Source organism: Paenibacillus sp. T2-29, from assembly GCF_052921365.1.
Map to the genome: position 1 here is coordinate 1 of NZ_JBREVE010000018.1, position 25,699 is coordinate 25,699.

Genomic DNA, 25,699 nt, shown 5'->3' on the forward strand with positions numbered 1-25,699 from the left:
TCGGGTATTAGCTACCGTTTCCGGTAGTTATCCCTGTCTTGTGGGCAGGTTGCCTACGTGTTACTCACCCGTCCGCCGCTAGATTATTTAGAAGCAAGCTTCTAAATAATCTCGCTCGACTTGCATGTATTAGGCACGCCGCCAGCGTTCGTCCTGAGCCAGGATCAAACTCTCCATTAAAGACCAACCAGAGTTGGTTATAGAAAGAGCGATTAGCTCATTTTGAAACTGACGAGATAAAATATCTCATTGTTGATTTTGCGAACAAAATCATTTACTCACTCGTTGTTCAGTTTTCAAAGATCAAACATTTCTTTTGTTGAATCAGCTCATCACCTCATCAACTCTTATATCATATCACTTCCGAACCAACTTTGCAAGCATTTTTTTAAAAAACATTTTTTTGTATCTCTCGCTCGCAACCACATCTTCTTGGCCGGAATTAGAGTATATCATTCTGGATTTTTAAATGCAAGGTTTTTTATTAAGTTGTTTTACAACGTTTATGATTGTAACTAGATCCTGGGCTTTTGTTCAAATGGTTCTTAATTGTACACTCTTTTTTCTTTAATATTGATGATTTGACAAAGAAAGGATGGGTATAAATAATAAGGAACGCCCGCGCCATTCCCCCCTGTCTTTAATAGTAAATAGGTGGATATTACGGAACTCCAATTTAATGGTTAAGCATGAAATGTTCATCAAGCCCAAATCACACCAAAGACATTTTACTTCATTTGAAATAGATGATGATTAATTAAATAATGACATTATAGAGGAGTAGATTTTAAATGAAACAACGAAGGCGAACCTGGACGAGAGTCGTATTTGGGGTTATCTCTTGCTTACTGCTTGTCGTTATCTCTGGATTTGTGTATGAGTCGATTGCATCCAAACATGATAAGTCGCAACATCCTCCTCTGGGGAGAATGGTCGACGCTGGAGGCTATCGTCTCCATATTCATAAAATAGGTACCGGCTCTCCAACGATCGTGCTTGAATCAGGAAGCGGGGAAAGTAGCCTGTCCTGGAGGGATATTCCCGAGAAGCTGTCATCCTTCGCCACCGTTGTATCTTATGATCGGGCAGGCTATGCATGGAGCGAGGAGGCAAATACACCACGCACCGGTGAAAACATCGTTCGGGAGCTTCATACTGCTCTAAAGAATGCAGACATCCAACCTCCTTATATCTTTGTAGGTCATTCTCTCGGGGGGATGTACTCAAGGCTTTATGCACAAACATACAGAAACGAAGTAGCAGGACTGGTTCTAGTGGATGCTAGGCCTGAGAATGATGCTCGCCGGACCAATAAGATCTATGCCAAAGAACGACCTAAGGGCAATCCCTCGCCACTCATATCCATTCTCCTAGAAAAAGCAGGGGCTTTCCGTCTGTTTCCCAATTTTATGCTAAACGGACGGGTGGAGTATCGAGATAGAAAATCTTTTGTGAATATTGTTGCTTCCCCTAAGTACTTCCGCTCTGTTGCCGAGGAGGGTGATCTGGCGAGCACTACCGAAGATGCCATACGCGGCCAGCATTTGGGTAACCTCCCTGTGCGTGTGATAGCCCGAGGCATTCAGCAAGATTTGACTCAGTTTGGTATTAGCAAGCGTGGAAATGATCAGATCGAACAAAGCTGGCAAATTGGGCAACGCGAGATGCTCAATATCTCTACCAATAGTAAATTTATTGTTGCCAAGAAGAGCGAGCATATGATTATTCATGATCAACCAGAGCTCGTCATTCAAGTCATCCGTGAGCTCATCTCCAATATCCATTATTCTCGGTCAACCGTTGCTAAAACAAACACTGATCATTAGAGGCACTACTCTCTGCATATTGAGGATTTCATAAAATAAAAAAGACGCCCGGGTCCCTCCTATATAAAGGAACCCGGGGTCTTTGCTGCTCACTACTATTCTCGTTGTTTGATCTTAGGACAAAATAGGCTTGTTTTTAGATGAGGTTTCTGCAATTTTACCAAGTATTTGTCTCAGTACTTTAGCATTTTCCCCGACAAAACCGGAATCAAGCAGCACATCATGCGTTCCGATGACTTCGTATTCTTTGTATTGGCCAAGTGTTGCCTGTTGCCATAACAATTTATCTAATGATGTATCCGGTCCAATACTATCATCCTCTGCAATCAGAGCATGGATATTTGCACGAACTTCACCTGCGTTAATAAGTTCATCGCGGTAGGTGGAGTAAACTAGCATTTTTTCCATGACTCGCTCCCTGTCCGCTGGATCTGCGAGGAATGCTTTGTACTGCTCTCTAATGCTGTCCAACACTGTCTCGACAATCTCTTCAAGCTCCTCCGGTGTCGATTCATCCTTGGACATCTTTCTCATAGCATCTACCATAATAATGTCGCCAACATGGTACCCTCGCATTTCCATGGCTTTAGCTACCTCGAAGGCCAGATTTCCTCCAAGTGAGTATCCCAGGAATACATATGGGCCTTCTGCTTGAATATCCACGATGGCATCGATGTATCGATCCAGCATATCCTGACCCTGGTACCGATCGCCGATAAATTCCATCCCGTACACCTCGCAAAGCCCTTCCAGCTCCTTGGCCATCTCATAGTACCCCAAAGAGTGGCCTACCCGTGGAGGGAAGCAAAATACTTTAAGTGTTCCTTTCCCTGGGAAGCGGATAATTTCCATTTCTTGTTCATCCGCGGCAGTTGTTGCCTGCAGCTTGAAAATTTCATGCGCCATTTCTTCCACAGTCGGCAGATTAAACACGGCCTGGAGTGGGAGATGGACGCCCATACTGGACGAGATCCTTTGAATCAAGCCCAATACTTTCAGGGAATGGCCCCCAAGCTCGAAGAAATGATCCCTGATTCCGATTTCCTGTACGCCGAGCACCTCGGACCAAATCTGAGCGAGCTCTACTTCTGTCTGCGTACGCGGCGCGATATACTCCGCCGTACTCCGCAGAAGGGTTTCCGGTGCTGGTAGCGCTTTGCGATCCAATTTGCCATTCGGATTCAGTGGCATTTGTCCCAGCTGTATGAAAGCAGATGGAATCATGTAGCTTGGCAGCTCGCTGGCCAGTGCCTCGCGTAGGACGCCCGCTGCGAGCCCTTCCTCGGCCACAAAGTATGCGCAAAGCTGAGTACTTCCGCTGGAGTCAGCCAGTGCTAGAACAACTGCCTCCTGCACCGACGGCACCTTCAGGATTTGTGCTTCCACTTCTCCCAACTCAATGCGGTAACCGCGGATTTTTACCTGGTGATCGATCCGTCCCAAATACTCAATATTCCCGTCTGGCAACCACCGGGCCAAATCGCCTGTTCGGTAAATCCGTTCTCCTGGCTTGTATGGATGAGGAATGAACTTCTCTGCCGTCAGGTCCGGCTGGTTGAAGTACCCTCTCGCTACCCCTTCACCTGCAATACAGAGTTCCCCCGGCACACCTACTGGTGATAATTGAGCAGCGCTATCCATCATCCATACTTGGACGTTAGCGTACGGTTTGCCGATAGGCACATGCGTTAGAGCAGCAGTCTCAGGACTCGTTGTATATCGAGTCGCATATACAGCCGCTTCCGTAGGACCGTAGATGTTCTCCAGTACTGCATAAGGAGACACTTTATAGTACTCTTCCACAAGTTTGGCAGGCAGCGTCTCGCCGCAGGCAAACAGATATTTCAGAGTAAGGAATCCTTGGGTACTGCTTTCTTTCAAATATTGAACGAGCACGCTGAGCATCGAAGGTACCAAATTAAGATGCGTGATTCGGTTCGTATCTACAGCCTTCAGCAGTGCCACCGGGTCTTTGTCCACGCCCTGCGGCAGGATCACAAGCGTCCCCTGTCCAAAGAACCAGCAGAACAGCTCTGGCACGGAGAAGTCAAAGGTGAATGTCGTTTTGAGCAGGAATCGATCACCTGCCAACATCGGATATTCAGCTTCCAACTGACTCAGTGTATGGACGGCGGAGCGATGCTCAATCATTACACCTTTCGGCTTGCCAGTTGAACCCGACGTGTAAATGATATACGCCAGATGCTCTGGCCCCGCGATTGGTTCCAGATTGGAGCCATCCGCATGATACGCCTGCGGATCATCCAGTGCCAGGATCGTGCCAGTGAATGGGAAACGATCTTTGAGATGGCGCTTCGTCAGCAGCAGCTTCGCTCCCGAATCCTCCAGCATGTGGCGAATACGATCCTCAGGGAATTCCGGATCAATCGGAACATAAGCGCCGCCCGCTTTTAGAATGGCATGGATGCCTATGATCATCTCAAGCGAACGCTCGACCATGATGCCGACTGGCTGATCTGGTCTGACCCCTTGCGCACGCAGCGTACGTGCGAGGCGGTTGGCCTGCTGATGAAGTTCTCCGTAGGTAAGCTCCGTTTCGCCGAAAATAAGTGCTGTATGATCCGGTGTGAGCGCAGCTTTTTCCTCAAATATACCGTGAAGGGTCTTCTCACGCGGATAAGGAGCTGCTGTGTCTCCCCATACCTCTATAATTTGTGATTTCTCTTCTGGCGTAATCAGCTCCAGCTCATCAATACGGATAGCAGGTTGTACAGATACGCTTGTCAGAATTTTCGTTAAGTGTCCTTGAATCCGTTCCACGCTCTCCCGGTCATAGACACGAGCATTATAACGATACAAGAACTCTAGACTACGTCCCGGCAGCACAATGAGGTTAAAGTCATAATTTGTCTGTTCAAACATCTGAACATCCGTAATTTTGTATTCGGCCTCATCATTGGCAATTTTCTCTTCCAGATGCTCTTCTACCGGGTAATTTTCAAATACCATGATATGGGAAATCAAATCTTGCTTTTGTTCGCTCTGTGCCTGAATCTCATAGAGCGGATAGGAATCATAAGCATGTCCTGCCAAATATAATTCCTGCTGTCTCTTCATTACTTGAGAGAACGAATCGCTTCCCTCGGCTTGAACCCGAACCGGAACTGTATTAATGAAGAGACCTATCATGCTTTCGATACTCGGAATCTCGGCAGGTCTGCCTGATACCACACTTCCGAAGACGACATCCTGGCTTCTATTATAGCGTTGCAACACGATTCCCCAGGCTGCTTGCATCAGTGTGTTCATCGTCACCTGGTGCTGCTTGGCCACTTGTTCCAGGCACTCGGTCAATTCCGCATCCAACGTGAATACCAGCTTCTCTGACAAGTAGGCTTCTGCTTTGGCCGATGGCTGTGTAATAGCCTGTGGCAGCTTCGTCTGCTGCTCGTAGCCTTCCAGGTATCCTCTCCAGTAAGAGGATGCCTCTTCCTCGCCTTGTTTCTCCAACCATTGAATGTACTGGCTGTACGATGCTGCTGCAGGAAGCTCAGGTTCCCTTTGCTCACGTAGAGCTCCGTATGTTTCAAACACTTCCTGGAGCACAAGCGGCATACACCAGCCATCCAAAATGATGTGATGAGAGCTCCACAACAGATGGTAATGCTCTTTTGCAGTACGTAGGATAGCAACACGCAGCAGGGCTTCATTCGCAAGATCAAAGCCTCTTGCTTTGTCTTGGGCAATGTAAGCTGCAAGACACGCTTCTATTTCACTGGATTCCAGCTCATGCAAATCCTCGTACACGAAATCGCATGCTCTTTCTTTGAACACAATCTGTATAGGGAAATCGCCCCATCCGGCATGGAAATTCGTTCTCAATATGGCATGCCGTTTCATCAGATGCTGTAAGCTGCGTTTGAAATCCTCAGGATAGAACACTCCCTGAATTTCAAATGTGGCCTGCTCAAAGTAGACCTCTGAATGAGGCTCCAGCAAGCTGTGGAACAACATTCCCTTTTGCATTGGTGTAAGTTTATACATATTTTCAATGCTACCGATGTGCCGTGTCTGCTCTTCCAGCTCCTCGATTTCCTCCAAGCTGATATCTTTGAGGAGTACATCGCTTGGTGTAAGTTCGGTTCTTTCCTTGCGCACACAGTGCCCAATAACTTCACTGAGACGCTCCTTCAGGATACCGACAAACTTCTCTACCGAATCTGCATGGAACTGCTGATGGTTATAGCTGACCGAAAGCTGAAGCTGTCCTTCGGTAATCAGCCCATTGATGTTCAATGCCTGATGCTGCACCATCTGCTCACTGACCTCAGATCCTGCCGAGTAAGGTGATACCTCCATCGTTCCCTCTGCAAGATCCTGGTCAAACTGCCCTAGGTAGTTGAAGATAATCTCCGGTTCTGCCGAGAAGGAGGAGCCAACCGATACGTCGCTCAAATATTTCAAAATACCATATCCTACACCTTTGTTCGGGATACGACGCAGATCTTCCTTAATACGCTTGATTCTGGCGCCGATCTCCAATTCGCCTCCCATCTCAAGAGCGACAGGATACTGACTTGTAAACCAGCCTATCGTGCGAGTGATATCCAATTCCGGTACTACAGGCTCCCGTCCATGTCCTTCCAGTAGAATGCCTATACGTTCGATCCCTGTCCACTCGTGAACCGCCATACCGAGGGCCGTCAAGAGCAGATCGTTAACTTCCGTATTGTAAGTTCGATTCGCCTCTTTCAAGAACTGCTCTGTCTCTTCTGCCGACCATGTTACCGTAACAGCCTCGCTGTCTTTTATAAGAAGAGTACCGTCCACCTTGTCTTTTGGAAGAAGGGCAAATCCCTCTCCTTCCACCTCTGCCCAAAAGCTGCGTTCTTGTTCAGCCGCCGGGCTGTTGGCGTATTGCGTGATTCCATCAACCCATGCACGGTACGAATCCGTCTTCTGTGGAAGTTTGACCGCTTCTCCACGTGCTGCCTGCTCGTAGCCTTCCTGTAGGTCCTCAAAGAGAATACGCCAGGATACGCCATCCACAGCCAAGTGATGAATAACGATCAACAAATGTTCGCCTTCCGTACAGCGGAACAGACCTAGTCTAAAGAGAGGTCCATCCTCCAGAGAGATGCTGCGCTGAATGGCTTCTGCACCTGCTTCTATTGCCAAAGCCGGATCTTTTTCATCCCGCAAATCGTGGATTTGGAGGCTATACAGCTCACCTTCGCCCAAGCTACGGTTCCAGGCTTCTACTCCTTGCTCTCCTTGGCGGAACACCAGTCGCAGCGCATCATGGTGCTCTGCAATTTTTTGAATAACCTTGGCGAGCGCATCGGTATTAAAGCCTTCACGTCGGTACAGCATAACCGACTGATTAAAGTGATGAAGATCCGTTGACTGCTCTTCGAAAAATCTGCGCTGGGCAGGTCCCAATTTTACCGTTCCGTGCACCTCGCGCTGATCTGCAATTCGGCTGACTGCGCTAACGCGCTGAGCCAGTTCCGCAATTGTTGGATAGCTGAACAAATTCTTCATTTCCAGTTTGTAGCCTGCGTGGAGAAGTCTTGATGAAACCTGAATCGATTTGATCGAGTCGCCTCCAAGTTCAAAGAAATTATCATGTATGCCAACAAGCGGCACGCCGAGCACACCTTGCCAAATCGAAGCCAAAATGTTCTCCACATCCGTCCGGGGAGCAGCAAAGGCAGCTCCTGCCTTCACACCCACGTTTGGTTCAGGCAGTGCCTTGCGATCCAGCTTGCCATTCGGTGTCAAAGGCATTACGTCCATTTGGACAAAGTAAGACGGAATCATATATGCAGGCAGTTCAGCAGACAGTTCATTTCTCAGCTCGCTGACAGACATTTCCCGATCCGCTACAAAGTAAGCACATAGAGACTTCTGTCCATTGGCATCTGCCCACGCAACAACGAGAGCTTCCTCAACAAGTGGCATATCCAGCAACTTGGCCTCAATCTCACCAAGCTCAATACGATAGCCCCGGATTTTGACTTGATGGTCAATACGCCCAATGTACTCAATCTCTCCATTAGGAAGGCGACGAGCTAAATCTCCGGTCCGATACATATTTCCTTCCGCGGCGAACGGATTCCTAATGAATTTTTCAGCGGTAAGATCCGGACGGTTCAGGTATCCACGGGCTACTCCGTCCCCGGCGATGTACATTTCGCCCTCCACACCTAACGGTACGAGACGAAGCTGTTCATCCAAGATATGAATGTATATGTTATCGGACGGCAATCCAATCGGTACGGATTCCCGTGTATCCTTCGCAGGATCGTACAGGTGAATCATGCAGCCGACGACGGTTTCGGTTGGACCGTATTCATTGTAAATCTTGATGTTGCCACCAAAGAGGTCGGTAATCGTTTTTGACAAATGCGTGGTCAGATTCTCTCCACCCACAATGAGCTGCTGAATGCGACTTTCCGCTGGAATGGTCATGTCTTTTATGAGACTGAGATGTGTCGGCGTCAGCTTGAGAATATCGACCGCATTTTCGCGCAAAATATGCTGAACAACCTCCGCTTTATCTATACCATCATAAATCCGTACTATTCCTCCGTTTATTAACGGAGTAAACATTGATGTCATCGTCAAGTCAAACGAAATGGATGAATACAGCGGGAAGTCCGTTGGTTGCCCTGCACAATAGACTTTATTGGCCCACCAGATGTAGTTCACGATTCCTTTATGGTTAATCATGGTTCCCTTCGGATTTCCTGTTGTACCCGAAGTATAGATTAAATACACCAAATCGTTTCCTCTCACAGGAATATTAGGATTATTCACTCCAGTTCCGTAGATGTGCGGAGAATCCAATTCCATAACCATTCCCTCAAAGGACGCTAGCTTCGTCAGGTGGCTCTGGGTGAGCAGAATCTCAGCGCCAGAGTCCTTCAGAATATACTGTATCCGCTCCTGCGGATATTCAGGATCAATCGGTACATAGGCTCCGCCCGCTTTGAGTACCCCCATGATGGCAACCAGCAGTTCCACTGATCGATCCGCCAATAGACCCACTACTTGTTCGCTCTGCAGTCCTTGGGCTATCAAGGTCGAAGCCAGTCTGTTCGCCTGCTCGTTCAGCTCCCGATATGTGATCTGGATGTCGCCGCTTATTGCCGCGATCTTATCCGGCGTACGGGCCACCTGTTCCTCAAACAAGGTATGCAAGCCCTGATCACTTGGATAAGCATGAGCCTTGCCACCCCAGTCGAGCAGGTTTGTCCGTTCCTCTGGTGTTACAATCTCCAGCTCCTGTATCGTCGCTTGCGGACGAGTAGCTACCTGATCGAGCATTTGCAGTAAATGTCCTCCGATTCGCGCAATGCTTTCTTGCTCGTAGACCGAAGCATTGTAGCGAATGCAGACCTTAATGTCCTCGCCTGGAATGACAACCAGGTTAAAGTCATAGTTGGTTTGCTCAAACATGGCGAAGTTGGCGACTTCGAGATTTCCCTCTGTTTGATTGCCCGACTGTTCTACCTGTTCGTCAAGCGGATAATTTTCAAAGATCATAATATGAGAAATCAAGTCTTGCTTTTGGCTTGTTTTCCCCTGAATCTCATACAGCGGATAGGTGTCGTAGGCACGACCAGCCAACGAATGTGCCTGTGTACGTTTCATCACATCGACAAAGGCCTCGTCTTTGGATGACTGTACACGAATAGGTACTGTATTAATAAACAGACCCACCATATTCTCGATCCCTGCAATCTCAGCAGGTCTACCCGATACAACACCGCCGAAAACCACATCCGAGCTGGCATTGTAACGCTGGAGAATCAGTCCCCAGGCTGTCTGCATGAGTGTGTTGACCGTCACATGATTGCGCTTCGCGACAACGTCCATTTTGCGGGTCAAGGCTGTACCCAAATGGAGAACATGCTCATTCAGAACGTAGCCCTCTTCTTTAGCTTGAGATTTCGTTTTAGCTTCTGGCAATACCGTATTGCCGTCATAGTCTTCGAGATATTGACTCCAATATGTTGAAGCCTCTTGATCGTCCTGTGCATCAAGCCATTCAATATAACGGCTGTAGGGCTGAGCCGGCGGCAGTACAGGCTGTACTTGCTGACGCAGGGCAGAATAATAATCGAACAGCTCCTGTGTAATAATCGGGATGCACCAGCCGTCCATGACAATATGATGGAAGCTCCACAATACAAGGTGGCTTTGTTCTTTTTGCAAGACAGTCACTCGCATCAGCGGATCTTCTGACAAGCTGAATCCCTTAGCCATATCTTCAGTAGTGTAAGCCTGAATCTGGGCTTCTTGCTCCTCCAACGTAGCGGCACGCAAATCTACGTAGTTCAGAGGGATAGGCCGTTGCTTAAAGACAACTTGCAGCGGTACATCAGTAATATTGTTGTAAAAACCGGTACGCAGTATGGCATGTCGTTGCGCCAAAGCCTGGAAGCTCTCGAAGAAGATATCTACATCGAAGCTGCCACGTAGCTCAAACGTTGCCTGCTCAAAGTATGAAGAGGAGTCCGGCTCCAGCAAGCTGTGGAAGAGCATGCCTTTCTGCATTGCCGTTAACTTGTACACATCCTCAATCTCTCCAATATGGGCCGTCTGGGCTGTGAGTCGATCAAGCTGCTCCAGTGTCAGTCCTTGGAACAGAACATCACTTGGCGTAAGCTGCGCACGCTCCTGAACCACACAATGCCGGATGACCTCGCTAAGACTTGACTGTAATAATTCAGCAAAATGACTCACCGTCTCCTTACGGTACTGCCTATTGCTATACGTAATCGTCAGTGATAGCTGGCCTTCGGCAACCATGCCATTCACATCCAGAGCATATTGCTGTGGTGTGTGATCGCTGAGCGCCTTACCGACTGAATGTGTAGACAAGCTAAGAGCATTGCCCTCCAAGTCCTGGTCAAACTGTCCAAGGTAGTTGAAGGAAACTTCCGGTTCTACGCTGAATCGAGCGCCATTTTCCGGTGCCATATACTTCAGCAGACCGTAGCCGATGCCTTTGTGCGGAACCTCTCGCAAATTCTCCTTGATGCGCTTGATTCGGGTAGATACTTCCTGCCCATCTTGCAGGTTCAGCAGAACAGGGTACTGAGTTGTGAACCAGCCCACGGTACGGGTAATATCCAGATCTGGTATGATCATTTCCCGGCCATGCCCTTCAAGGTTAACCAGAACCTGCTCCACGCCTGTCCAGCGCTGAATAGCTGCTCCCAGAGCAGTCAAGAGCAAATCATTCGTCTCCGTATGATAAGCCCGGTTTGCTTGTCGCAACAGCAGGTCGGTTTCTTCAGCAGACCACGTTACCGTAACCGACTCGGTATCCCGAATGGTGCCCGGCTCCTGATCCTGATCCTTTGGCAGTGGAGTCAGAATCGTCTCCTCAATCTGCTGCCAGTATGAACGTTCCTTGTCCAGAGCAGGGCCTGCTGCATACTTCGCCGCTTGCTCGGACCATACAAGATACGAATCGGTCTTTTGCGGAAGAACAATCACTTGTCCGTTCAACGCCTGCTCGTATCCTGTTGCAATGTCCTCAAACAGGATGCGCCAGGACACGCCGTCAACCAAGAGGTGATGAATGACAATCAACAAATGATCGCCATCCTTACAATGGAACAAGCCTAGCTTGAACAGAGGGCCGGCTTCCAAGTGGAAGCTTGCCTGTATGGCATCGCCCTGGGCTTGAACAGCAGCTGCCTCGTCATCTGCCTGTCGCATATCGGCGATGTCCAATGTGTAAAGTTCGCCTTCGTCAATTCCCCGATTCCAGGCCGCGTATCCAGCTTCTGTAGGCCGGAAAACCATACGCAGCGCATCATGATGGATCGCAATTTGGTCCATTGTTAACCGGAGTGCAGCCTCATCAAAGCCGTCTTTCCGATGGAGCATGACAGCATGATTGTAATGATGCGGCTCTGCTGTGTGGCGTTCAAAGAACCAGCGCTGAATTGGCATTAACTCCGCTGCACCTTTGATTTCACCCTGCTCTGCTGTGCGCCCAGCTACTTGAAGATACGGGCTTAGCTCGGCAATGGTCGGATATTTGAAGAGATCCTTCATCTCTAATTTGTATCCAGACTGGAACAATCTGGAGGATACCTGAATCGCCTTAATAGAGTCACCACCCAGATCGAAGAAATGATCATGGATACCGATCTGCTGTGCTCCCAGCACACCTTGCCATACGGAAGCCAAAGCTTCCTCAGCTGCGTTCCTCGGCGCTTCATACACCGCTCCAGTCTGCACATTGGCCTCTGGAGCCGGAAGCGCTTTGCGATCCAGCTTGCCATTTGGCGTCAACGGCATCTGTTCCAATTGCATAAAGTAAGATGGAATCATATAAGCCGGCAGTTCAGCAGCCAAGGCTTTTCTCAATTCGCCTACCGTCAGCATCTGATCCGCAGTAAAATAGCCGACCAGCACTTTTTGTCCAATTCCATCCTCTCGGGCAAGCACAACGGCCTCCCTTACAGACGGAGCATGGAGCAGCTTCGCCTCCACTTCGCCCAGCTCAATGCGGTAACCCCGAATTTTAACCTGATGGTCAATCCGTCCGAGATACTCCATGCTGCCATCCGGCAGCCAGCGTGCCAAGTCACCTGAGCGGTACATACGCTCGCCCGCTTCAAACGGATGAGCTACAAACTTCTCTTCCGTCAATTCCGGTCGGTTCAGGTAGCCACGCGCCAGGCCTTCGCCCGCCACATAGAGTTCACCCGGAATGCCAATCGGTTGTGGACGGCGTTGTTCATCCAGAATGTACGCACGTAGTGTCGGAATCGGTATACCGATATTGCTGCGGCCCTGTCCAATTTCCAGTTCCGTAATTTCCTTATACGTTACATGCACGGTCGTTTCCGTGATGCCATACATGTTGATGAGCTGCACTTGCGGATATTTCGCTCTCCAGTCCTTGAGCAAGGCCGGGCTTAATGCCTCCCCGCCGAAGATAATCATGCGAAGACTCAATTCTGCCGCGCGATGACTAAGTTCTTCTTGTAGTAACTGATAGAAGTATGTTGGCGTCTGGTTCAACACGGTAACCTTCTGGTCCTTAAGCAACTGCAAGAAACGCTCTGGGCTCTTCGCAGTAAGCGATGGAACGATGACTAGACGACCTCCGTTCAGCAATGCCCCGTACATCTCCCATACGGAGAAGTCGAAACAGAACGAATGGAACAGCGTCCACGTATCCTGAGGACCGAAATCAAACATATTTTTATCATTAAAGAGCAAGCGGACTACATTTTTGTGCTCGATCAGCGTTCCCTTTGGCTTGCCTGTCGTACCCGATGTGTAGATAACGTAGGCAAGATGATTCGGTCCAGCCGTAGGCTCCAGATTTGATACATCTTCCTTGTAGGAAGCCGCCTCGTCCAGATTAACGATGTCCCCGGTGAAGGAGATACGTGTCTCCAGATGCGCTTGTGTCAGCAGCAGCTTGGCTCCCGAATCCTCAAGCATAAAGCGAATGCGGTCCTCCGGATATTCAGGGTCGACAGGGACATAAGCCCCGCCTGCCTTCAAGATGGCCAAAATCCCAACGACCATTTCAAGGGAACGATCCGCCATGATTCCAACCAGACCATCTGGTTGCAGACCACGCTCGCGCAGTGTTCTGGCAAGTCCGTTGGCCCGCTCATTCAGCTCGCTATAAGACAGGGTTGCCTCTTCACATACGACTGCTATTGCATCCGGATTACGAACAGCCTGTTCCTCGAACAGTGCATGAATCGTTTTGTCACGAGGATAATCTGCTTTGGCTTCGTCCGCATCTTTCATCAACATCGATTTTTCCTGCGGTGTCACGATATCAAGGGATGACAACGACAATCCCGGATTGGCGATAGCTTCCTGAATAAGCTGTACAAAGTGGCCTGCCATCCGCTCAGCGGTCTCCCGCTTGTAGATTGCAGTCGCGTATTCCAGCGTGCAGTTCAATGTCCCATCCGCTTCGCTCACCGTCAGTGTGAGGTCAAACTTGGCAGCAGGATGTACATGATCGTAAGGAGTGAAACGCAATCCCTCGATTTCTTGTTCTCCCTGCTCGATATTTTGCAGAACAAACATAGTATCAAATAGTGGGTTACGACTCAGGTCACGCTGAAGCTGCAGCTTCTCTACCAGCTCCTCGAACGGATAGTCCTGGTTTTCATAGGCCCGCAGGGCTGTTTCCTTCACTTCCTGCAAGTAAGCCTCGAAGGACTTTTCGCCCTCTGGATAAGTACGCAGTGCCACTGTGCCTACGAACATACCGATGAGACCTTCGAGTGTGGCATGGGATCTTCCCGCCACTGGTGAACCGACAATGACATCTTCCTGACCCGTGTACTTATGCAAGAGCGTCGTATAGGCTGCCAGCAGCACCATAAACAGCGTAGAACCTGTTCGGGTAGCCAGCTCCTGAAGTGAAGCGCTCAGAGAAGCATCAATCTGGAAGTCAATCCGATCTCCCGCAAAGCTTCGTACCGCAGGACGAACTTCGTCCACTGGCAAATCCAGCACCGGCAAGCTCCCGCGGAATGCATCCAGCCAGTAAGCTTCCTGGGCTTTGAGACGCTCTCTTCCGAGCTGCTCTTGCTGCCATACCGCATAATCCGCGTACTGGATTTGTAGCGCAGGCAATACGTCCTCTTCTTGGTAGAAACGGAGAAACTCCTCTATGAGAATATTCATAGAAACCCCATCTGAGACAATATGATGCATGTCAAACAATAGTAAATGGCGCTCATGTGCAATACGAATCAGACCCACCCGCAGCAATGGAGCTTCACCAAGATCGAAAGGACGGACAAATTGCTGAAGGGTAGCTTCTGCCTCTGACTCGCTCAACTCCGCATATTCCACCGTAAACGGAACATCCGGTAGGATTTGCTGTACAGGTTCACCGTTAACGGTCACAAAACGGGTGCGCAGCGAACCATGACGACGAATCAGACGACGGAATGCCTGCTCTAGCCGTTCCCGATCCAGGTCTCCCTCAACCGTAAGGATACCTGGCATATTGTAGCTCAGCTCTCCACCTTCCAGCTGACTAAGGATAAACAGCCGTTTTTGGGCTGAGGACAATGGATAGTGCTCGCGTGCTTCGGCTGAAGGAATTTCTTCGAAATTCAGCGGTGTATAGGCTTCAATGGCCCGAGCCAATCCTTCAATGGTAGGCGACTCGAACACTTCTCTTAGACTAATCTCGCGATTCATCTCCTTACGAATTCGTGAGACTAGCAAAGCTGCACGCAGTGAATGGCCTCCAAAATGGAAGAAATTATCCTTTACTCCCGCGCTCTCTACACCCAGCACCTCTTGCCAGATTTCGGCTAATTGGATTTCTACAGGTGTCTTTGGAGCCTCAGATGAAGCAACTGCCCATCCACGCTCGCCTTGCAGCGCTTTTCGATCTATTTTTCCGTTCGACGTTAGAGGCATGTCCTCCAGTTGTATGAAGCGAGAAGGGATCATATATCCAGGCAGCATCTCCGACAGATCTGCTCGGAGCTCGGATACCTCAAGTTTCTGAGCAGCTACGAAGTAAGCGACTAGATCCTTGTAGCCGTCATCACTCTCCACAGCCAAAGCCACGACTTCCTGAACGGACGGCACTCTGAGCATATGTGCTTCGACCTCGCCCAGCTCGATCCGATAGCCACGAATTTTGACTTGATGATCTATTCGACCTAGGTACTCGATGGTTCCATTCGGTAACCAGCGAACCAGGTCGCCCGTCCGATACATACGCTCTCCTGGAGCATACGGATTGTCCACAAATTTCTCATCCATTAACTCAGGGCGGTTATGGTACCCCCGTGCTAACCCGATACCCGAAATGCACAGTTCTCCAGCTACGCCGACAGGCAGCAATCTGAAATGGTCATCCAAGATATACACACGATGGTTGGCAATTGGTTGTCCAATGGATACGATTCCTACGGTTTCTTCACTGTTCTGGGCATTCCATATGGTAGTGCATACGGAGTCCTCAGTTGGACCATATGCATTGAAGTATTGTACATGCTTTCTCCACTTTTCGATCAATTCGACCGATGTGGCTGACCCAGCTGTTAGCAGGCATCGCAGTGTCGGCAGACGCTCTGGCTCGAGATGGATAGCGTAGGCTGGTGGCAAAGTCGCTACCGTAATCCCCTTATCGTTCATGAACTGCTCGAACAAAGCATGATCCAAAATCTCTTGTGTAGAAGGAATACACAGAGTAGCTCCGTGGCTCAATGTCGTTAAAATTTCCGAAACCGATGCATCGAACGACAGGCTTGCAAACTGAACAATCCGATCCTGCGGTGTAACTTCGAAGAGTCCGCGGTATACGTCCGACAGATTTTGTAGTCCCCGGTGTTCCACTAATACGCCCTTAGGCCGACCTGTCGTGCCTGAGGTATAGATCACGTAAGCCAAATCATCAGGGTCGGCCGTATCCTTCAAATTCGAAGTGTCGGCATCATAGGTCGACGGTTCATCCAGCAACAGGACATTCCCCGTCCAGCCTCTATGCTCCAGCAGATGAGCTTGAGCAAGGATCATCTTCGTCCCCGAATCCTCAAGCATGTAGTTGATCCGCTCTTTCGGATACTCTGGATCAATAGGAACGTAGGCGCCCCCGGCTTTCATAATGCCGTACATCCCAACGATCATATCGGTTGACCGTTCAACAATCAGCCCCACCAGGTCTCCCGTCTTGATTCCCTCAGCACGCAGTCTTCTCGCCAATCCATTAGCTCTTGCGTTCAGCTCGGCGTAGGTCAGTACCTCGTTCTCAAATACAATGGCCGTGGCGTCCGGCGTTCGACCTGCCTGCTCCTCCAACAGCCCGTGAAACGTAGTACGGTGTTTGGAACTGGCCCCCGTGTCTCCCCATACGTTCAGAATCTGCTCTCTCTCCTGTGGCGTAACCAATTCCAGAGCATCCACGGAAATTGCAGGATTCTCCACAATTTGTTCCATCAGGTGGAACAAATGGCCCTTGATTTGCTCAATCGTGGCTGGATTATAGACGAGCGCATTATATTGGAACAACAATCTCATCTCTTTGCCCGGTAGAACAATTAAGTTAAAATCGTAATTCGTTTGTTCAAGAAGCTCCGCTTCCTCAATCTCAAAGGCAGCCTCGCCACCTCCCAGACGTTCTACTTCCTCTTCCACAGGATAGTTCTCAAATACCATAATATGAGAGATGAGATCTTGCTTTTGGTCCGTCTGAGCCTGAATTTCAAACAACGGGTAGGTATCGTACATATGAGAAGCCATATACTGCTCCTGCTGTTGCTTCATCAGGACTGTGAAGGGGAGATTTTCTTCCGTCTTCACACGAACTGGAATGGTATTAATGAACAAACCGATCATCCGGTCAATTCCCGGAATTTCAGCCGGTCTACCTGATACTACACTTCCGTATACAACATCACGACTACCATTATAGCGTTGAAGCGCAACGCCCCAGATGGACTGCAGCAATATATTCATCGTGACATGAGCATCTCTGGCCACCTTTTCCAAGCGTTCAGTCAATTCCCTGCTGACAGGATAATTCAGCTTTTCTGCTACATAGCCTTCTCCTTTAGCTGCTCCATCGACTTGAGGTAAAAGCGTCTGTTGTTCGTAACCGGCCAGATATCTGCTCCAATAGTCGGCCGCAGCTGCTTCATCCTGCTGTTCCAGCCATTCAATATACCGGCTATACGGCTGAACCTCTGCCAGCTGAGGCTCTCTTCCTTCCAGGAGGGCAAAATAGTGTTCAAACACCTCCTGTGTAATTAATGGAACACACCACCCATCCATGACGATGTGGTGAAAGCTCCACAAGAGACGGAAGCTCTCTTCATCTGTGTGCAGAATCGATACACGCAGAAGCTCATCTTCAGCCAGGTTGAAGCCCTGCGCTTTATCCTTAGCCGCAAATGTCTTCAGGTAAGCTTCACGCTGCGATGCATTCATCTCACGCAGGTCTTCATACACCAATTTGGCGCCTCTATGCCGGAATACAACCTGTAAAGGCTCACCGCCCCATCCGCTGTAGAAGTTCGTACGCAGGATAGCATGGCGCTCCACCACTGCATCCAGACTGTGTCCGAAAGCGGTCGGATCAAAGCTACCCTTAAAGTCAAAGGCGGCCTGTTCAAAATAAGCCCCTGTATGCGGCTCGAACATATCATGAAACAGCATGCCCTTCTGCATCGGCGTCAGACTGTATACATTCTCAATATCGCCTATGTGATTGGTCTGCTTAGAAAGCTCCTCCAGATCAGCAATACTCAGTCCCTTGGCAAGCACGTCACTTGGCGTCAATACAGTTCTTTCCTGGGTTACACAATGCTGAAGCAGCAGCCGTAGGCTTTCTTCGATATATCCAGCGAGCTGTTTCATTGTGGATGACTTATACTGTTTTCCGTTATAACTCATCGTCAGAGTCAAGGCTCCGTCTGTCACCATACCATTGATATCTAGCGTATAGGCTGACTCTCCCAGCAAGCTTTGCGCGCTTCCGGTTGGATAAGGAGAAACCTGCAACGAGCTTCCTTGCAAATCCTGATCAAACTGCCCCAGATAGTTAAAAGAAATCTCAGGCTGCAAGTTGAAACTGTCTGCGTCCTCCTGACTGGCCATCGTTTTGAGCAACCCATACCCGATACCTTTATTCGGAATACGGCGTAGCCCCTCTTTCACAGACTTGATCAAGGCTGACAATTCAGTATTATTTCCCATGTCTAAAATGACTGGGTACTGACTTGTAAACCAGCCGACAGTACGGGTAATATCGATATTCGGCACAATCGGTTCACGACCATGCCCTTCAAGATTCACAGCAATCTTGCCAATGCCAGACCACTTAGATACCGCCATGCCCAGAGCGGCCAATAGCAGATCGTTCGTTTCCGTTTGGTAAGCACGATGGGCTTTTCTCAACAGTTGATCGGTTTCTTCCACAGTCCACTCTGCTGTCACCATTTCGCTATCCTTCAGTAAAAGGCTTTCCACAGCCTCATCCTTCGGCAACTGCTCGAGCGGTTGATCCCCCAGTTCTCTCCAATACGCCCGATGAATCTCGATTTCTGGGCTTTCCGAATAACGGGCAAGGGCATCTCCCCAGTCACGGAAGGAATCCGTCTTCTGCGGGAATGTCAGTGCTTGTCCTTGAATCACCTGCTCATAGCCTGCTGCGATATCCTCAAACAAAATCCGCCAGGATACTCCGTCCACCACCAAATGGTGGATCACAATCAGCAGGTGGTCGCCATCCTGACAATGGAAAAGCCCTAACTTCATCAGCGGACCTTCTGCCAGATTGATGCTGCGCTGGATGTCGTCCGACAGCGTTGTAATGGCTGCAACTGGGTTGGATTCGTTCCGTAAATCAGCAGTGAACAGACTATACAGCTCTCCTTCTTCAAGATCACGGTTCCAAGCCTCGTAGCCATGCTCGGTCTGACGGAAAACCATACGAAGGGCGTCATGGTGCTCGGCCAATTTTCTCAGCACATGATTCAAAGCCTTTTCCTCAAATCCCTGTTCACGATACAGCATGACCGCTTGATTAAAGTGATGAGGCTCTGCCTGATTCCGCCCAAAGAACCACTGCTGGACTGGAGTCAAGCGAGCCGCTCCACGCACAACTCCCTGTTCAGCCATATGCACAGCCGTTTGTATTTCTGCACCTAGCTCGGCAATGGTTGGGGATTTGAACAGTTGCTTCATCTCTAACCGATAGCCAGCCTGCAGTAACCGTGACGACACCTGAATGGCCTTGATGGAATCTCCGCCCAATTCAAAGAAATTGTCATGGATACCCACCTGTTCAGCACCCAGCACCCCTTGCCAGACAGACGCCAAAGCTTCTTCAGCCGGTGTACGAGGAGCTGTATACTTCCGTCCTGTATGCGCACCTACTTGCGGAGCTGGCAGAGACCTGCGGTCTACTTTTCCGTTTGATGTTAATGGCATACGATCCATCTGGATAAAGTAGGATGGCATCATATAGCCCGGAAGTACCTGCGATAGGGCAAGGCGTACTTCGCCTGCCGTGAGCGCACGGTCCGCCACATAATAAGCGCAAAGCTGCTTCTCTCCAAGCTCATCTGCACGAACGACGACTACGGCTTCAACTACTGACTCCACCTTGGCTAATTGAGCCTCGATTTCGGGGAGTTCGATACGGTAACCGCGTATTTTGACCTGCTCATCAATTCTTCCCTTAAACTCCAGGTTCCCATCTGGAAGCCAGCGAACCAAATCACCAGTTCGGTAGCAGCGTTCCCCTTCCTTAACAGGACTAGGGACAAATTTTTCTGCTGTGAGGTCAGGACGATTGAGATATCCGCGCGCTACACCTTCACCGCCGACAATCAACTCGCCCCAAGCACCAATGGGCTGTAATTGCAGCGATTCATTGACTACATAAGCGGTCGAGTTACTAATCGGGCGACCAATCGGCACGCCCCCTTCAACACGACCCGGAATCTTGTAGGTGGTGGAGAAGGTCGTATTTTCTGTCGGACCATAGCCATTGATAGGGACAAGATCAGGATTAGCCTCGATGACACGGTTTATATGAGATATGGACAGTACGTCACCACCTACCAGCAATGCTTTCAGTCCTCTGAACAGGTACTCATCCTGCAGTGAAAGCTGATTAAAAAGCGGTGAAGTAAGCCACATGGTTGTAATTCCGTATTTGGCAATAGCTGCTTTAAGCCGATCGGCAATTAGGATGTCATCGTTCTCCACAAAATAAAGCTGTCCGCCGTTAAGCAATGCCCCCCATATCTCAAAGGTCGAGGCATCGAAGGCCACGGCTCCTGTCTGCAAAATTCGCGTGGATTCGTTTAGTTCCACATAATTGGTTTCTTTGACCAGACGGACCACGTTCCGGTGTTCAACCATAACGCCCTTCGGTCTACCTGTCGTACCCGATGTATAGATAACATAAGCGAGTCCCTGTGGTCCCTGAACTACCTCCTCAGCTTGGACAGGCTCAGACGCATAAGCCTCTGCACTGCTGAGGTCAACAATCGGTAGACCGTAGTCTACATTTATAAGCTCGCCCTTTTGTACCAGTAGTAGCTTGGCATCGGAATCTTCGAGCATATAACGAACCCGATCTTCCGGGTAATCAGGATCGATCGGCACATAGGCTCCACCAGCCTGAAGCACTGCGAGCATACCAACCACCATCTCGATACTCCGTCCGCCCATAATAGCCACTGGTTGCTCCCTTAGTGTCCCCAAACGACGCAGTGTTTGGGCCAATCGGCGTGCCTTATCTTCCAATTCAAGGTACGTTAATCGGACATCGCCGAATACCAGTGCCGTCTGCTCCGGTGTACGCTTGACTTGTTCAGCGAACAACTCATGAATAGTCTTATCCCTTGGATAAGGAGTAGCTGTCGCGTTGAATACTTCAATGATCTGTACTTTCTCCTCTGGTGTGATCATCTCAATCTCGGCCAGTTGCAACTGAGGATTAGCCGCGACTGCATGCAGAACCCGAAGCAAGTGCGTTGCCAATCGCTCTACAGTTTCCCGCCGATACAAAGCCGTACTATACTCAAGGCCAAAGGCTAGTTCAGCACCCTTCTCCTCTACATTAAGGGACAAATCAAACTTGGCTGTGACGGTGTCCATTGGGTAAGGAGTAAAGTGCACTCCATCCATGTCCTGCTCTTCTTGCTCCGTATTTTGTAATACCAACAGGGTGTCAAAGATCGGATTGCGGCTCACATCACGTCCTACGCCCAGTTTTTCGACCAATTTTTCAAAAGGGTAATCCTGATGCTCGAACGCCTTGAGTGCTGTTTCCTTGACTTCCAGAAGATAATCCTGAAAGGTTTTCTCTCCTGCCGGGTAACTGCGCAAGGCCAGTGTATTGACAAACATCCCAATGATGCCCTCAAGCTCCGCCCGTGGTCTGCCGGCTACTGGAGATCCTACGACGATGTCCTTCTGCCCCGTATATTTGTGCAGCAGCACCGAATAAGCCGCCAGCAATACCATATACAGTGTAGTACCTGTACGGGATGCAAGCTCTTGTATCGCCTTATTGCCAGACTCGTCCAATGTAAAATCAATTCGGCTTCCCTCGAAACTCCGAACCGAAGGGCGCTGGAAGTCGGTAGGCAACTCCAATACCGGCAACTCTCCTTCAAAGGCTTGCAGCCAATACGCTTCAAGGTCTTGCCACTCTCTCTCAGACTGTTCCCGTTGCCATACCGCATAATCCTTATATTGAATATGCAGTTCTGGTAGGTGTTCTCCTTGATACAATTGCGTGAGTTCCTCCACCAGTATTTGAATGGAAACACCATCTGAAATGATATGATGCATATCAAACAGCAACAGATGACGCTCCTCCTGCAGCTTCACTAAGCCAACACGCAATAATGGAGCCTGACTCAGATCAAAGGCACGGGTAAAGCTGTGAATGAGCGTATCCGTTTCCTCCACCGACGCCTCTGTGTAGTCCAACGCAAACGGAACATTCTTATGCACACGTTGAACAAGCTCTCCATCCTGCATATAAAAGCCGGTTCTCAGCGATTCATGACGCTGGATCAGTGCTTTGAACGCAGACTCCAGCCGCACGCGATCCAACGGTCCGTCCACGGTGAAGGCCCCCGGCATATTGTAGCTGAGCTCTCCCCCGTCCATCTGTCTCAGCACGTATAACCGCTTTTGCGCTGAGGACACTGGGTATGCTTCGCTTTTCTCAGCCTGTGGAATAGACTCGTACACGGTTGGAATGCGTTCTTTCACCAGTCGCGCCAGAGATTCAACCGTAGGCGACTGGAATACTTCACGCAGCGAAATGCTGCATCCCAGCTCTTTGCGAATTCGCGTAACGAGCAATGTCGCCCGCAAAGAGTGACCACCGATCTCAAAGAAATTATCGCGGACGCCCACGCGGGCAACTCCCAGGATATCCTGCCAGATGAGCACCAGCTGTGCTTCCACTGCCGTTCTTGGAGCCAGATAATCTTCGCCGGATTGTACGCTACCCTCAGGAGCCGGCAACGCACGGCGATCCAGCTTGCCGTTAGGTGTAAGCGGCATTTGCTCCAGCCGGACAAAATAAGTGGGAATCATGTAAGCTGGTAATTCCGTTGCCAGCTGAGACCGCAATTCCCCTGGCGAAAGATCGCTGGAGGCTACATAGTAGGCGCACAGCAATTTTTGTCCCTGTTCGTCGTCCCGCGCGAGGACAATCGTTTCCCGTACGTTCGGAGCCTTGAGAATTTGGGCTTCGACCTCGCCCAGCTCAATCCGGTAGCCGCGAATTTTAACCTGATGGTCGATCCGGCCCAAATATTCAATATTGCCGTCAGGCAACCAGCGAGCCAGGTCCCCGGTTCGATACAAGCGTTCACCCGCCCGATACGGATGTTCTACAAATTTTTCAGCCGTCAAATCTGGTCGGTTCAAATACCCACGGGCCAGACCGTCCCCGGCGATGTATAGCTCCCCTGGAACTCCGACAGGCTGCAGGCGTCTGTGTTCATCAAAAATATAAGCGCTAAGCGTTGGAATGGTTCTACCAATATTGCTTTTGCCCGCTTCGATCTCATGTTCAGTGATTTCCTTGTAAGTGACATGGACCGTCGTTTCCGTGATTCCGTACATATTAATCAGTTGCACACCAGGATACTTTGCCCGCCAGTTTTTCAGAAGAGACGGACTCAAGGCCTCTCCGCCAAAAATAATTTTTCTAAGGCTAAGCTCTGTGGATGAGTGTGCTAACTCTTCTTGTATCACCTGATAAAAATAGGTCGGCGTTTGATTCAAAATAGTAACTTGATTGTCTTTCAACAGCTCCAGGAAAGCTGCCGGGCTCTTGGCTGTAAGGGCTGGGACAATTACCAGTTTCCCTCCGTAAAGAAGCGCTCCATACATCTCCCATACAGAGAAATCGAAGCAGAACGAATGGAACAGCGTCCATGTATCCTGTGAACTGAAATCAAATAAATTGCTATCGTTAAAGAGCAGACGAACTACATTTTTATGCTCGATCAGCGTTCCCTTTGGTTTGCCAGTTGTACCCGATGTGTAAATAACATAGGCCAAATGGTTTGGTCCCGAAATGCTCTCCAGATTGGAAGCATCTCCTGTATACGTTGCGGCTTCGTCCAGACTCACAAGCTTCCCGTCAAACGTGGTACTCTCCCATAGATGGCTTTGGGTGAGCAACAGACGGACTCCTGAATCTTTGAGCATATAACGAATACGTTCTTCAGGATAGTCAGGATCAATTGGCACATAGGCCCCTCCTGCCTTCAAAACCGCCAACATGCCGATGACCATCTCTAGGGAACGATCAGCCATAATCCCCACGAGTACATCTGCACCCACACCTTCGGTGCGTAAATATCTCGCAAGCTGGTTAGCCTGCTCATTTAGAGCTAGGTATGTAATACTCTGCTCGCCCATCTGAACAGCTACGTGGTCCGGCGTGCGCTCGGCTTGTTCCTCGAATAAGCCATGAATCGTTTTCTCACGCGGGTAATCCACTACATCACCTTCTGAAAGAGCCAGAATGGATTGCTCTTCTGCTTCTCCCAATAGGTTTACCTCTGCGATGGAAAGCTGCGGTGTATGAATGATCTGCTCGGCGATCGTAAGCAGCTGGGACACCATGTCCGTTACTTCACTGCGCTCAAACAGCTTCGTCCGATAATCGACATCCAGTACCAGCTCGCCTTCATCCAAGATCTCCACGATATGAAGCACAAAATCATTCACTTCATCGCCGCAAAAATCATAATCCGTCAAAATGCGCACGTCATCCAAATCGACCCAGTTGATAAGGCGGTATTCCATGGAAACACCAAAAAGCCGCTGAATATCCTTGTTGCCGTGCATTTCTCTAAGATCCTGAATTAACTGATTGTACGGATATTTCTGATGCCGCAAGACTGACATTTGATCCCTAGCTACGTCCTGCAGGAAGCTCAACACCTCTACATCCTTGTCAACATATGTTCTGGCTGCGGCCGTGCTGACAAACATACCGATCTTTTGCTTCTCTTTCTTGTTCCCCCGGTTAGCGAACGAGGTGCCGATCACCACATCCGGCTGATTCGTCACTTTGTGTATGTAGATATACATCGCACCCATGAAGAATTGGAACAGAGAAATCCTGTTTTGCTGGCAAAATGCCTGTAGCTCACGATATAGCGCCTCTGGCACAGTAAAATGCTCCCGAACAGCTTGGATACTTAGCGATAACGGATTATATGATTTCCAACCTGTCAGTTCAGGCAAATCAGAAAATTTGTCCAGCCAGTACGCTTTATCCTTCTGGTATCTATCAGAAAGCTCATAGGCGTTCTCATCTGCAATATATTCAATATAAGAGCAATCATCGCTCAGCTTAGGTTCATTTCCTTGAATTAAATCCATATAAAAGGCTACCAGTTGATTGCCATAGACCACCATAGAAATCCCGTCAGAAATGATATGGTGCATTTTGATATTAATCCAATATTCTTCCTCACTAATCTTTACAATTAAAAACTGGAAGAGTTCAGAATCCAATAATGGCAAAGGTTTGCTTTTGTGCTGCTCAAGCAAGGCTTCGACCTCGGAAATGCTTTCGATGTGGGTAAGATCCAGACACTCCAACTGTCTCTCTTCATAAGGAACGACATACTGCTTAGGTACTCCATCCACTGAGGTAATACGAATGCGAAACGCATCATACTGTTTGATAATCAAATTGATGGACTGCATGAAGGCAGCAATATGAATATGACCCTTCATCTTGGCTGTACCAGATAGCTGTGATACGGACGTATCCGGGTAGAGTAATTCGGTATACCATATACGCTTTTGCGCATTCGTTAAATCAAATAACTGCATGTTATTCATCTCATTTCACTCCTATATCCGTGATGTGA

The 25,699-nt window shown here is 49.2% G+C and carries 2 protein-coding genes and 1 rRNA gene; 1 reads left to right on the forward strand and 2 read right to left on the reverse strand.

What is annotated here, in order from left to right; all coding sequences use genetic code 11:
* Window positions 1–180: ribosomal RNA gene (locus tag ACU1JV_RS27195) — 16S ribosomal RNA — on the reverse strand; the annotation flags it as partial.
* 611 nt (window positions 181–791) lie between these two features.
* Here ACU1JV_RS27195 and ACU1JV_RS27200 point away from each other — a divergent pair.
* Window positions 792–1,826: an alpha/beta hydrolase gene (locus ACU1JV_RS27200; protein WP_058831385.1), complete on the forward strand. Its 1,035-nt coding sequence runs from the start codon at window positions 792–794 to the stop codon at window positions 1,824–1,826.
* A 114-nt stretch (window positions 1,827–1,940) separates the two neighbouring features.
* Here the strand turns inward: ACU1JV_RS27200 and ACU1JV_RS27205 are convergent, their stop codons facing one another.
* A complete protein-coding gene (locus ACU1JV_RS27205) occupies window positions 1,941–25,670 on the reverse strand; it encodes a non-ribosomal peptide synthase/polyketide synthase (protein ID WP_413987287.1) in 23,730 nt (7,909 codons plus the stop codon).
* Window positions 25,671–25,699: the final 29 nt, after the last annotated feature.

Bases quoted from the DNA above. Each gene is read 5' to 3' on its own strand.
- ACU1JV_RS27200 (WP_058831385.1), top strand. From the start codon at position 792: ATGAAACAACGAAGGCGAACCTGGACGAGAGTCGTATTTGGGGTTATC.
- ACU1JV_RS27205 (WP_413987287.1), bottom strand. From the start codon at position 25,670: ATGAATAACATGCAGTTATTTGATTTAACGAATGCGCAAAAGCGTATA.